General features: G+C 64.2%; 13 protein-coding genes. 3 read left to right on the top strand and 10 right to left on the bottom strand.

Translation table 11 applies throughout. The annotated features are described in order from the left end of the window. The first annotated feature begins 447 nt into the window (after positions 1-447). Positions 448-1,455: a type I glyceraldehyde-3-phosphate dehydrogenase gene (gene gap / locus ABC419_RS02165; RefSeq protein ID WP_126000172.1), complete on the top strand. Its 1,008-nt coding sequence runs from the start codon at positions 448-450 to the stop codon at positions 1,453-1,455. A gap of 65 nt (positions 1,456-1,520) precedes the next feature. Beyond that, a complete protein-coding gene (locus ABC419_RS02160; RefSeq protein ID WP_126000173.1) occupies positions 1,521-1,823 on the top strand; it encodes a DNA-binding protein in 303 nt (100 codons plus the stop codon). Between the two features lie 192 nt (positions 1,824-2,015). On the opposite strand, the gene ABC419_RS02155 is transcribed toward ABC419_RS02160, so the two are convergent. Both ABC419_RS02155 and ABC419_RS02150 read right to left on the bottom strand, forming a co-directional pair. After that, entirely contained in the window at positions 2,016-2,951 is a 936-nt protein-coding gene (locus tag ABC419_RS02155; protein WP_126000174.1) for a YeeE/YedE thiosulfate transporter family protein, read from the bottom strand. 59 nt (positions 2,952-3,010) lie between these two features. Continuing rightward, positions 3,011-3,430, bottom strand: coding sequence for a MarR family winged helix-turn-helix transcriptional regulator (locus ABC419_RS02150; protein ID WP_234832045.1), 420 nt, complete (start codon positions 3,428-3,430; stop codon positions 3,011-3,013). A 323-nt stretch (positions 3,431-3,753) separates the two neighbouring features. Here ABC419_RS02150 and ABC419_RS02145 point away from each other — a divergent pair, with 323 nt between their 5' ends. After that, positions 3,754-4,656, top strand: a complete 903-nt coding sequence (locus ABC419_RS02145; RefSeq protein ID WP_125999914.1) for a LysR family transcriptional regulator — start codon at positions 3,754-3,756, stop codon at positions 4,654-4,656. On the opposite strand, the gene ABC419_RS02140 is transcribed toward ABC419_RS02145, so the two are convergent. The 8 genes from ABC419_RS02140 to trbE are packed head-to-tail and all read right to left on the bottom strand — an operon-like array spanning position 4,653 to position 12,806. Further along, on the bottom strand, positions 4,653-4,889 hold the full coding sequence (locus ABC419_RS02140; RefSeq protein WP_037520564.1) for a DUF2274 domain-containing protein: 237 nt from the start codon (positions 4,887-4,889) through the stop codon (positions 4,653-4,655). The two genes, ABC419_RS02145 and ABC419_RS02140, sit on opposite strands and share 4 nt — an antisense overlap. Positions 4,890-4,891: 2 nt before the next feature. Next, positions 4,892-6,112: a TraB/TrbI/VirB10 family type IV secretion system protein gene (locus ABC419_RS02135; protein ID WP_288077381.1), complete on the bottom strand. Its 1,221-nt coding sequence runs from the start codon at positions 6,110-6,112 to the stop codon at positions 4,892-4,894. Then, the gene (gene trbG, locus ABC419_RS02130) at positions 6,109-7,158 is read right to left on the bottom strand and encodes a P-type conjugative transfer protein TrbG (RefSeq protein ID WP_125999912.1); all 1,050 of its coding nucleotides are present in this window, start codon (positions 7,156-7,158) and stop codon (positions 6,109-6,111) included. The genes ABC419_RS02135 and trbG overlap by 4 nt, the downstream gene beginning before the upstream one ends. Beyond that, positions 7,155-7,838, bottom strand: a complete 684-nt coding sequence (trbF, locus tag ABC419_RS02125) for a conjugal transfer protein TrbF (RefSeq protein WP_037520558.1) — start codon at positions 7,836-7,838, stop codon at positions 7,155-7,157. The genes trbG and trbF overlap by 4 nt, the downstream gene beginning before the upstream one ends. Then, positions 7,838-9,202: a P-type conjugative transfer protein TrbL gene (trbL, locus tag ABC419_RS02120; protein ID WP_037520557.1), complete on the bottom strand. Its 1,365-nt coding sequence runs from the start codon at positions 9,200-9,202 to the stop codon at positions 7,838-7,840. The genes trbF and trbL overlap by 1 nt, the downstream gene beginning before the upstream one ends. Positions 9,203-9,206: 4 nt before the next feature. Next, complete coding sequence (gene trbK-alt, locus ABC419_RS02115; RefSeq protein WP_037520714.1) at positions 9,207-9,572, bottom strand: putative entry exclusion protein TrbK-alt; 366 nt, start codon at positions 9,570-9,572, stop codon at positions 9,207-9,209. Between the two features lie 10 nt (positions 9,573-9,582). Further along, positions 9,583-10,353, bottom strand: coding sequence for a P-type conjugative transfer protein TrbJ (gene trbJ, locus ABC419_RS02110; RefSeq protein ID WP_099648633.1), 771 nt, complete (start codon positions 10,351-10,353; stop codon positions 9,583-9,585). Then, entirely contained in the window at positions 10,350-12,806 is a 2,457-nt protein-coding gene (gene trbE, locus ABC419_RS02105) for a conjugal transfer protein TrbE (RefSeq protein ID WP_125999911.1), read from the bottom strand. Before trbE ends, trbJ begins: the two co-directional genes overlap by 4 nt.

The raw sequence follows: 12,806 nt of genomic DNA, 5'->3' as shown, positions 1-12,806 counted from the left end.
CGTTTGCCGTGGTTTCGGCTGCCTTGGCGCCGAATCACATCGTTCCAGCGCCAGCTACGCGTTGTGGCCAAATGTTATCGGCAGGCCTGGGAGCTCGCTTTCTGCGTCCCACCTCAACCGACTCACCTTGGTCAGCCACGACCGTGCTTTAGCCGCAGCCAGCCGGCAGATGGATATCAAACCCCCTATCCGTCTTGGGGACGCGTAGGCCTTGAACGCGTTTCACGCAGCCCCCCCGAAGAACGGCTGCTTGTTTGGACGGCGCAAGCTGGATCGTCCGTGCTGACACTGCCGCGTTGACCCCGAGTGCCCACGCAGATAAGTCTATGCGTGACGCATACATAATGTGTTGGTGCGCACACGCCGCCAGAGCCGATTTCGTGCGCCATGTTTCACTGAGCGAATGGCGGATGCTTCAGTCAGTAAGGCGAGCCAGGGGAGACAGGCATGACGGTTAAGATCGCAATCAACGGTTTCGGTCGGATCGGGCGACTAGCCTTACGGTCGATCGTCGAACTACGTCGAGAGGACGTCGAAGTGGTTGCGATCAACGACCTCGGGCCGGTCGCTACCTTGGCGCACCTTCTGAGGTACGACTCGGTTCATGGTCCCTTTCGTGGATCGATCGACCTCGGCGAAGACTGGATCGACGTCGGGTCCGGTAAAATCAGGGTGTCGTCGGAACGCGATCCAGCAAACCTGCCCCATGATGAGCTTGGTGTTGACGTGGCGCTCGAATGCACGGGCTTCTTCACATCCAGGGAGAAGGCCGAGTCGCACATTCGTGCGGGAGCAAAACGCGTGCTCGTCTCCGCGCCGAGCGATGGGGCAGACAAGACGATCGTCTTCAAGGTCAATCACGACACGCTGACCGCTGACGATGTCGTCGTATCAAATGGCTCATGCACGACCAATGTCCTCGCGCCTGTCGCGAAGGTACTGAACGATCTCTGTGGCATAGAGCGAGGCTATATGACCACGGTTCACGCTTATACCGGTGACCAGCCGACGCAGGATACCGTCCATAAGGATCTCTACCGCGCCCGCGCAGCCGCACTCTCAATGATCCCGACGTCCACCGGGGCTGCGAACGCGATCGGCCGCGTGCTGCCGGAACTAAAAGGTAAGCTTCATGGCTCGTCGATCCGCGTCCCAACGCCGAACGTCTCGGTCATAGATTTGGCTGTTTCGACGTCGCGTGAGGTTTCGATAGACGATGTGAACGACGCCATCCGTCAGACTGCCGCCGGTGCAATGAGTGGGGTGCTTGCCTTCACGACGGAGCCCTTGGTGTCGGTCGATCTGAACCATCGGACCGAATCCTCAATCGTCGCACTTCCCCAGACAGATGTTGTCGACGGCAGGATGGTTCGCGTGCTTGCTTGGTACGACAACGAATGGAGCTTTGCGACGCGTATGGCGGATACCGCGGTCGCAATGGCGAAGCTCATATAGCCGATCGAGTGCCGGCAAAGTCGTCACTCGGCGAAAAGGTGGGTTTTCCAAAAAAGGAAGCATCGATGAGCATGAATGGACCATTGGCGCGCGCAGCGAGAGCCCTGATTCAGTGGCCGCGATCACATGTCGCCAAGATCGCTGAGTTGGACGAGGAGACGTTAGCTCGGTTCGAGGCCGGCGGTAGCGTGCTTGCAGCTTCGGAACTGATGCGGTTGCGTGACGCGCTCGAACGGGGCGGCGCCGTCTTCATCGATGAGGATCATCGCGCGGGATCGGGCGTGAGGCTTAAGTTCAACGCCAAGGACGTGCGTGCCATTAATCGGTTGGAGGGCGAAGGCGGGCCGGTAGGCACCGACGATGTCTGAAACCTCAGATTCTCGCGCCGGAGCTGGGGTATCAGGCGACAGACACTCATTCCTGCCGTGACCACGCCTATCATGACACCACCGGATGCTCGACGCACTATCCTTCGAGACGGCAATCAGAGGGATGGGCCCACGCAGGCGTATTACCTGATAAGTCGATATTCACGGGTCTCATGATCGGCCCAAGACCATCTACCCTCTCCCGTGGCCTGATGGGCCTTTCTTGAAAAGCCTGTCACGCGCTGCAAATCCGAAAACGATCGTCGTCGTCATCACGAGGTAGGCAACTATGCCGCCCGGAGAGAGTGTAGGCACTGCGGCGAGGATCAAAGCGTCGTTGCCACCGGGTATGAGGCCGATACCTATTCCCATCAACGCTCCGCCGACAATCGATCGCAGAATGCCGGCAACCGTCGGCCGTTGAAAACGCAAACGTCCCTGACGCACGGATGCCGTGATTGCTCCCGCAACAGAGGCAATGACCGCAACGAGTGCGACCTCGCCTGTTGGCGTCATTCGAAGAGGAAGGCCGCGTTGGATCAGGTCAGCGAACGTCCATGCCGGTGACAGGGCGTAAAGAAGTCCACCAGTGATACCGAGGCCAATCATTGAGGCGCCAAACGCCCAACCCGGTCTTCTTCGCGATGCGCCCTTCGTCGATACGAACATCACCGCCAGCGCTAGTACAACCGCAAGGGCGAGAACCGTAGCGGCCCCAGAGATGCTTGGGCTCGCGATAAGACTTGTCCATGTCACGAGAGAGCCGGGCCGACCATGATCGGCAATCAAGATCCCGACTGCTAGTCCCACAGGAAGAGCTAGCAGTCGCATTTCCCCATCGCCTAACCGTGCCAACGATCCAAGCAGACAAGTGTCATTGATGAGCGCCCCAAAGCCGAAGGCGATGGCGCCGATTAGGAGAAAGGCGTTGACGTTCGTCGAGGGTGCAAGGGTCGCGTTCAGCGTCCCAGACCAAGCGAGCGGAATAGCAACGAGGCCCGCCGCTGCAGACGCCGCAACAAATCCGACGAACATTCTTGGTGGGCGTCGTTTCTGCAACTCGTGAGCAGCTACGACCAGACATGTTCCACCTCGGTTTGCGGAATACCCGAACCAGAATGCCAGCATGCATATGAGAAGGTCGAACGCGATGGATTCCAAGGTATCAAGCCTGATTCATTTTCTCGTCAGTCGTTCTTCGAAGGACGCCGGGGTGGCGAGCGGGCTGGCGGCGTTGCGCTTTCAGTAGGTCGTCGCCTCGGGTAGCCGCCCAGATGCCGGAGGCTTGCGAGCTCATTTTTGTTCAACCCGTTTTCGAGAAGCCGCTCGGACAACGCGCCTAGGTCGTTCAGGTCCATGGGTGATAGGGGCGAGACCCACGCCGCGATCACCTGCTCGCGCGCTCTGAGCAAAGCTCTAGTCATCTCCTCACCGGAATTGGTGAGGTGGATGAAACGCGCCCGTCTGTCGACGGTGTGTCGCCGCCGTTCGACCAGATGATCGGTTTCAAGCCTGTCGATCAATCGCACCGTCCCGGCATGGGAAAGCCGAAGCCGGCTAGCTAGGACGCCGATAGGCACCCCAGGCTCAACACTAAGAAGGATCATCAGCGCAGCCGCTGGTCCGCTCGGCGAAAGCGAGGCTGAGGCACTCGCGATGTTGTCAGCCACCGCGAGCGCTAGTGCACCAAAATGATATTTGGCTGCCGCCGGCTCCATCCGTCTACGATATATGCGTGACGCATAGACATCAAGTGTCCGAAGATGTATGACTGCCGCATACATTTCTGGGATTCGGAGATGGTCATGCTCACCGAAGGACTCGGCTCGGATTCCTCGCCTGAGATCGAAAGAGATGCGCCGTCCACTGGCGGCTTAAAATTTCGCGCGCTGCTCGTGCGCTTGAATGGCGGCAGCCACGGAGGGGCGTCATGCCCGATCTGACGCTTGATCTGCGATACCTCAAATACGCGATCCAGGTCGCCGAGGCAGGTAGCTTTCGCCGGGCGGCCGAACGCATTGCGATCTCCCAATCTACCGTGAGCCGTCGGGTGCAGATGCTAGAGCGTCAGCTTGGCGTTTCGCTGTTCGAGCGCACAAGAACAGGTGCCGCGCTAACGCCCGAGGGAGCACGCTTTCTTCAGCACGCGGCTGTAGGAGCGCGATACCTGCGCGAGGCTGCGACGGAGATCCGGTCCACACGAAACCTCAAGACCGGGCTTATCAGATTTGGGATGCTCGAAGCGTTTCCGGCGGGCCCAATCATCGACCTTCTCGCGGACTTTCGACATCAATATCCGACTATCGAGGTGAAGCTCGAGGAAGGCACGTCAGAAGAGAATACATCGCGGGTGCGGCGGGGATTACTGGATGCCGCAATTTGCCTTCGCACAAACAGCAACCGCCAGTTTCACATTCGACGCTTCTGCGATCCCACTTTGTTTGTGGCATTGTCCCAGCGTCACCAGTTGGCGTCGCGAATGCAATTGGCTTGGGAAGACATTTGCGACGAGGTCTTCCTCGTTCGTTCCGACGGTGCCGGACGTGAACTCTCTGACTTGCTCAAGCGCATGGTAGGAGCCGTAGAAGGAGAGGTTCAACTATCCATTCAACAGGTCAGCCGGGAGACACTCCTCACCATGGTCGAGCAGGGCTTCGGTTTGACCATCACGACGTTGGTTCGCCAAACTGACATCGCGTTGGTCCCGCTTTCATCGGCCCGAGCGCCCACGGCTGCTACGATTTCATCCTGCGACAACGACAATCCCGCCCTACCACTGCTGCTGAAATGTCTCGACACCCTCTCAGGGTCGAAGGGGAGGAGTGTTGGCTAATCTTCGGTCTTTTGCGTCGTAGCTCGCCTAGCTTTTGCGAAACCGCGGTCGGTCGCGATGAACCGCTGCAACATAGGAACGATCAACCTAGCCGGATCAACCGCAGGCTGCCCTTGTTCGCGCCCTAACAGATCGGCATAGTCGGCCAAGTCGTGATGAAGAGCAGCAGGCAACTCGACTTGAACTTTGATCGGCTTTTCTTCCGCGATAGGCCCCAGCTTGAGCTTCGACATTATCATCCCCCATATGGTTCGAGCACGAGATCGCGCGTCACGATAACCCGGACAGGGAATCCTGGCCGGACGGTGAGCGTCGGTGGCACATTAAGCTGCCGTCTGACGATCTGCTGACCCGCGTCGTTAAGCGTGTCCTGTCCGCCGTTGCGGATCGCCTGGATCAAGCGATCATCATTGTCCACGGCGAGTTCGGCGCCGACGCTGAGCAGCGTGGAAAGTCCCGCCGCCTTGGCGAGATCCCACCAGTGGTAATCGACGCCGTCCTGCAGGCCGGCGAAACCTTCGGCATCGGCACCGGGCTGGCGCTCGAGCACGATCGAGCGGCCATTCGGAAAGATCAGCCGGTTCCAGACAAGCAGCACACGGCTTTGCCCGAACTGCACGTTGTTGTCGTACTGGCCGATGACGCGCGTGCCCTGGGGCACCAGAAGGATGCGGCCTGTCGGACTATCGTAGATGTTCTCCGTCACCTGGGCGGTGATCTGTCCCGGGAGGTCGGATCGGATGCCGGTTATGAGCGCCGCCGAGATGACTGCGCCGGCCTGAAGGATGTTCGGCGACGCCGGAGCAACGACGCGATCGGGCGCAACCGTCCGGCGATCGGCCGCTGCGTTGAGGAAGGCATTCTGGCGATCCTGCGCGGAGGGTGTGGCCGGCGGCGGCGCGAGGCCGAGGCTCGTCAAATCCGGCGCGGGCGGGAGTGCCGGGACACCTCCCGCCGCAGCGGGCGCCCCCCGGCTTTCCGATCCGGAGAAAAGGCGGCTGGTCCGCGCGGTCTCGATCTCCTGAAGGCGGCGCTGCTCTTCCGGGCTGATGCCGGGATTGGGCGTGGCGATTCCGGGTGTCGGCACCGGCTGTCCGCGATCGTGGGTGCTGAGGATCGGCCGCCCGAGGTCACCGGGAAGTGGCGGACCGAGCTGCGGCACGCCACTGTAATCTCGCGGCAGGCCGGCCAGTCCGTCAGCGGTCGAGCGGTTCTCGGTCGAATAGAGTTCGTCGTTCGGCCGACCGCCGTCGCGTGTCTGAAGCGCGTAGATCAGCGCACCGCCGAGCCCAACGCTGGCGACAAGACCGAGGCCGGCGAGAACCTTCCGCGATAACCGGGTGACGCGGGGCGGTTCGGCGCGCAGGCGCATCGGCGCTGGCCCGACCGGCTCGCCGGTCAAGGGCTGCCCATCGTCGTCGGGCACTTCCTCATTCCGGGGCGGGTTCTCGCTCATGAGGTCGGCCTTCCGTCGGTGCGGACGATCCTGACGCGCTTCTGCTCGCGACCGGAGCCGAAACGCAGTTCGGCGGCGGCGAACAGGCGGTCGACGATCATGTGGTGGCCGCGAACGCGGTAGTTCACCAGCTCGGAGGTATTGCCCTCGGGGCCGACGACGAAGAGCGGCGGCATCTCGCCCTGACCGATGCCGCGCGGAAACTCGATGAAGACCTGGCGGCCGTCATCGAAGGCGCGCAGCGGCCGCCAGGGCGCGCGATCACCCTCGATCGCGTAGCGGAAGTTGACGTTGGCGAGATCGACTCCGCTCGCCACCGGCTGGGCGGCCTGCGCCTCGGCGTTCTGCCGGCGCAGGGCGATGAGCTGGTCCTGCGGATACTGCCAGGAGACCGATGCCATATAGGTCCGCTCGGTCGAGCGCAGCTCCATGTGATAGGTGCGCATGTTGGTGTTGATGACGAGGTTCGTCATCAGGTCGGCCCGCGTCGGCTTCACGAGGATATGGATCTGGCGCGTCGCGCCCGATCCGCTCTCGGTGTCGCCGATGATCCAGCGGACCGTGTCCCCGGCCGCCACCGGACCGGCGCCAACGAGCTGCTCGCCGGGCTGAAGCGCGATGTCGGTGATCTGCCCGACAGCGGTATAGACCTGATAAAGCGCCCCTTGCGTCCAGGGATAGACCTGCATGGAGTTGATGAAGCCGTCGCGCACCGGCTGGACGCGGGCCGCCTCATTGGCCTGATTGACGCGCGCCGTCGGGTTGGTCGGCTCGGGCGCGCGTCGCGTCTCCGGCACACGCTGCAACTGGCCGGGTAGCGGCAGCGGCCTAGGCAGCTCGACCACGGTGACGGGCGCAGGCGGATCGACTGTCTGCACAGCCGGCGCCGCGTTGTCGTAGGAGATCTCGGGCGGTGGGTTCGTGGTGGCGCAGCCGGCGAGCGCGGTCGTCGCCAGCAGGACCATCGGAATTGCGGCTCTGCGGAGAGCTGCGAATACGATTGTGTGTGAAGCCGGATTTCCAGCTTTACGGAAAGACGGCTTCATTGCCCAAGCTCCCGTGACCAGTTGATAGCGTTGACGTAGATGCCGAGCGGGTTCGCCCTGAGCCGGTCGGCATTGCGGGGGATCTGCACGACGATCGTCAGGATCGCGGTCCAGCGCGTGGTTTCGGCGAGCTGGCCGTTCTCGTAGCGGCGCTCGACCCAGGCGACGCGGAAACTGTCGGGCGAGGCACGGATCACGCTCGAGACGTCGACGGCGACTTGCTGGCGACCGACCCGCGTGAACGGGTCGTTCGAGCGCGCATAGTCGTTGAGCGCCATCGCGCCGCGGTCGGTCGTGAAGTCGTAAGCCCGCAACCAGTTCTGTCGCACGATGATCGCGTCGGCAGGAATCGAGCGGACCTGCTCGATAAAGCGCGCCAGGTGGAAGGCGATCTGCGGATCGGTGGGACGATAGTCGGCCTCGGCCGGCGCCACGGCTTGAGCCTGACCGACGCGATCGACCTGCACCACCCACGGCACGATCGTTCCGCGTGCCGACTGCACGACGAGCGCGGTAGCGAAACCGGCGGAGAGGATCAGGGAGCCGAAGGCCATGAGCCGCCAGTTTTTGGCCTGGATGCGAGAGGCGCCGATGCGCTCATCCCAGACCTGCGCGGCGCGCTGATACGGCGTCTCGGGTTCGGCGGCTTTGCCGTAATGGGTGGTGGGTCGTTTGAACATCAGCGATCGCCTTCGGACAGGTTGACGGAGGAGCCGCCGCCGTGGGCGTCGCCGGAGCGGACGGCATGGGCCGTGGCTTGCACGGCATGGGTCATGCGCTGGGAGCGGCGCATCCGCTGCGCCCAGGCGGGCGGTCCGCCGGCATTGGCGGCACCGGAGGACGCGGCGCCGTCACCGGCGGCATCACCGCCGATCGAGCCCATGGTGGAGGAGCCGCCCGTCGCCTCGAACGCGGCTTTGCCACCGGCGTTGAAGCTGGAGCGCATGCTCTCGGCGGCGCGGGAGGCCGCACGGCGGAGCGGTGAGACCGCAGCGCTGCCACCGGCACGAGCGACCCCGCCAAGCCCCGAGGCGACACCTGTCGCGCCGGACTGCCCGGCAGCGCCAAGGCTGTAGGCAGTGGAAGCCCCGCCTGCGAGCGCAGCACCGCCACGGGCGGCTGCTGCTGCGCCACCGGCGAGTGCCGCGCCGCCGGACGCGGCTGCGCCGACCGCGCCGACGCCTGCCGCCACCATGCCGCCTGCGGCGAGGCCTGTGCCGACGGCGGCGCCGGCGCTGAGTTGAGGACCGCCGGAGACGATGCCGCTCGCGATCCCGGGACCGAAGATGCCGAGGCCAAGCAACGACAGAGCGGCGAGCACGATCGCCATAGCCTCGTCAATAGATGGGTTCTGGCCGCCGAAGCCGGATGTGAACTCGGAGAACAGCGTAGAGCCAATGCCGATGATGACGGCGAGGACCAGGACCTTGATGCCGGATGAGATGACGTTGCCGAGCACGCGTTCGGCCATGAAGGCGGATTTGCCGAACAGGCCGAACGGGATCAACACGAAGCCGGCGAGCGTCGTCAGCTTGAACTCGATGAGTGTGACGAAGAGCTGGATGGCGAGGATGAAGAAGGCGAGCAGCACCAGAGCCCAGGCCAGGAACATGCAGGCGATCTGGATGAAGTTCTCGAAGAACGACCAGTAGCCCATCAGGCTGGAGATCGAATCGAGCAGCGGCCGTCCGGCGTCGAGCCCGGTCTGAGCGACCTTGCCGGGGCGCAGAAGGTCGGCTGTCGTGAAGCCCGTGCCGCTGGCCTTCAGGCCAAGGCCTGCGAAGCTCTCGAAGATGATCCGAGCGAGATTGTTCCAGTTGCCGATGATGTAGGCGAAGACCCCGACGAACAGCGTCTTTTTCACCAGCCGTGCGATGATGTCGTCGTCGGCGCCCCAGCTCCAGAACAGCGCCGCTAGCGTCACGTCGATAACAATCAGCGTTGTGGCGATGAACGCGACTTCGCCGCTAAGCAGGCCGAAGCCGCTGTCTATGTAGCGGGTGAAGACCTCGAGGAAGTGGTCGATGACGCCGGTGCCGCCCATGATACTACCGTGCCTCGTCGGGCTGGGGCGCGCTTTCACGGCGGATCGGATTGTCGGGGATCTCGCGCGGAATCGCATTCGGCGGAGGCGGTTCGGGGAGACGCTCCATCGGACGAGCGCCGGGCGCGAGAAAGCGATGACGGTTCTCTGCCCAGGCTCGGAGGCACCCCGGATCGCGCGGCCCCGCTTCGCCAAGGGACTGGCAGCGGATCAATTCGTCACGCAGGGGATCGGCCTGAGCCTGGGTAGAGCGGCCGGATGGCCAGGCCGCCGGCGCTTCCTCCTTGCGGGTCATCTCGATCGCGGTCGCGGTGACCGCGACCGCGACGAACACGACGGCGCCAAGCCGCGCGAGCATCTTGCCGTCCATGACCATGTCCTCAGTTGCCGTTCGGGAACATGCGGGCGTTGCCGGGCTGGTAGCCCGTGCCCGGCGTCAGGAAGCGGCGGCGCTGTTCGCGGCCCTGTTCGGCCGCTGCCGCCCGCTCGGCCTCGGAGAGGCTCTGTGCGCGGCCATTGGCGGCAACGACGGCGGTGAGGTCGGCGAGCTGTTGTGCTTGCAGGGCGAGAAGCTGATTGCCCGCCTGCGTCGCCTGAAGCGCGCCGGTCGCGCCCTGGCTTTGGCCGACGAGCGCCGTCATCTCACCGCGATTGGTGTCGATGTTGCCGACGACGCCGGCCTGCACGCGCATGGCGTCCTGCAAGCCTCCGACCGTGTTCTGCCAGCGCTCGCGCGCTCCCGCGACGAGCGCCTGATCGGACGCCGACATCGACGCGTTGCCATAGGTGGTCTGAAACGCACGGTCGATCTGCTGGACGTTGAGGGCGATGCCCTGCGCCTCCGCGAGAAGTTGCTGGGTGCGCTGCACCGACTGCTGAAGCTGCTGGAGCGAGGAGTATGGCAAGCTCGCGAGATTGCGGGCCTGATTTATCAGCATGGTCGCTTCATTCTGAAGCTGGGTGATCTGCTGATTGACCTGCTGGAGCGTGCGCGCCGCCGTCAGGACGTTCTGCGCATAGTTGGTCGGATCATAGACGATCCACTGTGCGGCGGCCGGCGGGGCGAAGATTGGCGACAGCGCGAGCGGCGCGGCAAGGAGCGCGGCGCCGATGCGCAGCGCGCGTGAGCGGGAACGAACGGAACGGGTCATGGGCGTGCCTCCGGATCGGTTTGGGGGGTGATGTTGGTGAGGTCGGCGATGAGGTCGGCGGCCCAGCCGAGCCGGTTCTCGCCAAGCCATTCGGCAAGGAAACCATCCGTGCCGCTGCGGGCGTGAACCGCGGCGATCAGCGCCTGGTGCTGCTTCGACGAGGCGGCGCAGAGCGCCAGCGCTACGTCCGACAGACCCAGCTCGAAGAGCCGGTTGCCGCGGCGGGACTGGCAGTAATAGTCGCGCTTGGGCATCGCGCGCGCGAGGATCTCGATCTGGCGATCGTTGAGGCCGAAGCGGCGATAGATGGCGGTGATCTGCGGCTCGATCGCGCGTTCGTTCGGGAGCAGGATGCGGGTCTGGCAGCTTTCGATGATGGCTGGGGCGATCGCCGAGCCGTCGATGTCGGAGAGCGACTGCGTGGCGAAGATGACGCTGGCGTTCTTCTTGCGCAGGGTCTTCAGCCATTCGCGGAGCTGGCCGGCGAAGCCCTCGTCGTCGAGCGCGAGCCAGCCTTCATCGACGATCAGCAGGGTTGGGCGACCGTCGAGGCGATCCTCGATGCGGTGGAAGAGATAGGCGAGCACGGCGGCGGCAGCGCCGGTGCCGATCAGACCTTCGGTCTCGAAGACCTGAACATTGGCCTCGCCCAGATGCTCGGTCTCGGCGTCGAGCAACCGGCCGTAGGGACCGCCGACGCAATAGGGTCGAAGCGCCTGCTTCAGGTCGTTGGACTGGAGGAGGACCGACAGGCCCGTCAGAGTCCGCTCGGCGATCGGTGCGGAGGCGAGCGACGACAGCGCCGACCAGAGGTGCTCCTTGACCTCGGGCGTGACGGCAACGCTCTCGCGCCCCAGGATCGCGATCAGCCAGTCGGAGGCCCAGGCCCGCTCGGCGACGTCGTCGATGCGGGCCAGCGGCTGGAGCGACACGCTGTCGTCCGATCCTTCGGTAAGCCCACCGCCGAGATCATGCCAGTCGCCGCGCATGGCGAGTGCGGCAGCGCGGATCGAGCCGCCGAAGTCGAACGCGAACACCTGGGATTGCGCATAGCGCCGGAATTGCAGCGCCATCAGCGCCAGCAGCACGGACTTGCCGGCGCCGGTGGGGCCGACGATCAGCGTATGGCCGACATCGCCGACATGGATGGAAAGCCGGAACGGGGTCGAGCCTTCGGTTCTGCCGTAAAGCAGTGGGGGTGCGTCGAAGTGCTCGTCCCGTTCCGGTCCCGCCCACACCGCCGACAGCGGGATCATATGGGCGAGATTCAGTGTCGAGATCGGCGGTTGCCGGACATTGGCGTAGACATGGCCCGGCAGGCTGCCGAGCCAGGCATCCACCGCATTGATCGTCTCGGGCATCGCGGTGAAGTCGCGGCCCTGGATGACCTTCTCGACCATCCGCAGCTTCTCGGCGGCGATGCGCGGATCGTCGTCCCAGACGGTGATCGTCGCCGTCACATAGGCCTGGCCGGCATAGTCGGCGCCCAGCTCCTGCAGCGCCATGTCGGCGTCGGCTGCCTTGTTCGCCGCGTCGGTGTCGACCAGTGCCGAGGCCTCGTTGGTCATCACCTCCTTGAGGATGGCAGCGATCGACTTGCGCTTGGCGAACCATTGCCGCCGGATCTTGGTCAGCAGCTTCGTCGCGTCGGTCTTGTCGAGGAGGACGGCGCGGGTCGACCAACGATAGGGAAAGGCCAGTCGGTTCAGCTCGTCGAGGATGCCGGGCGTGGTCGCGGTCGGGAAGCCGACGATGGTGAGGATGCGAAGATGCGCATCGCCCAGGCGCGGCTCCAGCCCGCCGGTCAGCGGCTGGTCGGCGAGTAGCGCGTCGAGATACATCGGTGTCTCGGGGACGCGGACGCGGTGCCGCTTCGTCGAGACGGTGGAATGCAGATAAGTCAGCGTCTCGCCGTCATCGAGCCAGGCACATTCCGGCATGAAGGCGTCGATGAGTTGAAGGATGCGATCGGTGCGGTCTGCGAAGCCGCGCAGTACCTCGTGCGCATCGACGCCGGCATGATCGCGACCCTCGTAGAGCCAGGTCTCGGCGCGGGCGGCGTCCTCGGCCGGTGGCAGATAGAGGAAGGTCAGGAAATAGCTCGACTCGAAATGCGCGCCGGCTTCCTCGAAGTCGGCCTTGCGCTCGGCATCGACCAGGCCGGAAGCGCTGTCGGCGAACATGCTGGCCGGATAGGTGGCGGCGCCATGGCGCTGCGCCTCGACGAAGATCGCCCAGCCGGAACCGAGGCGACGAAAGGCATTGTTGAGCCGGCCGGCGACGGCGACCAGCTCGGCCGGTACGGCGCTGTCGAGGTCGGGGCCGCGAAAGCGCGCCGTGCGCTGCAAACTCCCGTCCTTGTTCAGCACCATGCCTTCGCCGACCAGCGCTACCCAAGGGAGGTAGTCGGCGAGCCGGGTGTTGCGGTTGCGATACTCGGCAAGGTTCATCAT

The organism is Brevundimonas phoenicis, assembly GCF_047237745.1.
Lineage (GTDB): Bacteria > Pseudomonadota > Alphaproteobacteria > Caulobacterales > Caulobacteraceae > Brevundimonas.
Note: the sequence above shows the minus strand (reverse complement) of the source record. Positions and strands in the feature narration are given on the sequence as shown.

What these genes read in the sequence shown, in the direction of transcription:
- gap (WP_126000172.1), top strand. Translation starts at nt 448, where the DNA reads ATGACGGTTAAGATCGCAATCAACGGTTTCGGTCGGATCGGGCGACTA.
- ABC419_RS02160 (WP_126000173.1), top strand. Translation starts at nt 1,521, where the DNA reads ATGAGCATGAATGGACCATTGGCGCGCGCAGCGAGAGCCCTGATTCAG.
- ABC419_RS02155 (WP_126000174.1), bottom strand. Translation starts at nt 2,951, where the DNA reads ATGCTGGCATTCTGGTTCGGGTATTCCGCAAACCGAGGTGGAACATGT.
- ABC419_RS02150 (WP_234832045.1), bottom strand. Translation starts at nt 3,430, where the DNA reads ATGATCCTTCTTAGTGTTGAGCCTGGGGTGCCTATCGGCGTCCTAGCT.
- ABC419_RS02145 (WP_125999914.1), top strand. Translation starts at nt 3,754, where the DNA reads ATGCCCGATCTGACGCTTGATCTGCGATACCTCAAATACGCGATCCAG.
- ABC419_RS02140 (WP_037520564.1), bottom strand. Translation starts at nt 4,889, where the DNA reads ATGTCGAAGCTCAAGCTGGGGCCTATCGCGGAAGAAAAGCCGATCAAA.
- ABC419_RS02135 (WP_288077381.1), bottom strand. Translation starts at nt 6,112, where the DNA reads ATGAGCGAGAACCCGCCCCGGAATGAGGAAGTGCCCGACGACGATGGG.
- trbG (WP_125999912.1), bottom strand. Translation starts at nt 7,158, where the DNA reads ATGAAGCCGTCTTTCCGTAAAGCTGGAAATCCGGCTTCACACACAATC.
- trbF (WP_037520558.1), bottom strand. Translation starts at nt 7,838, where the DNA reads ATGTTCAAACGACCCACCACCCATTACGGCAAAGCCGCCGAACCCGAG.
- trbL (WP_037520557.1), bottom strand. Translation starts at nt 9,202, where the DNA reads ATGGGCGGCACCGGCGTCATCGACCACTTCCTCGAGGTCTTCACCCGC.
- trbK-alt (WP_037520714.1), bottom strand. Translation starts at nt 9,572, where the DNA reads ATGGACGGCAAGATGCTCGCGCGGCTTGGCGCCGTCGTGTTCGTCGCG.
- trbJ (WP_099648633.1), bottom strand. Translation starts at nt 10,353, where the DNA reads ATGACCCGTTCCGTTCGTTCCCGCTCACGCGCGCTGCGCATCGGCGCC.
- trbE (WP_125999911.1), bottom strand. Translation starts at nt 12,806, where the DNA reads ATGATGAACCTTGCCGAGTATCGCAACCGCAACACCCGGCTCGCCGAC.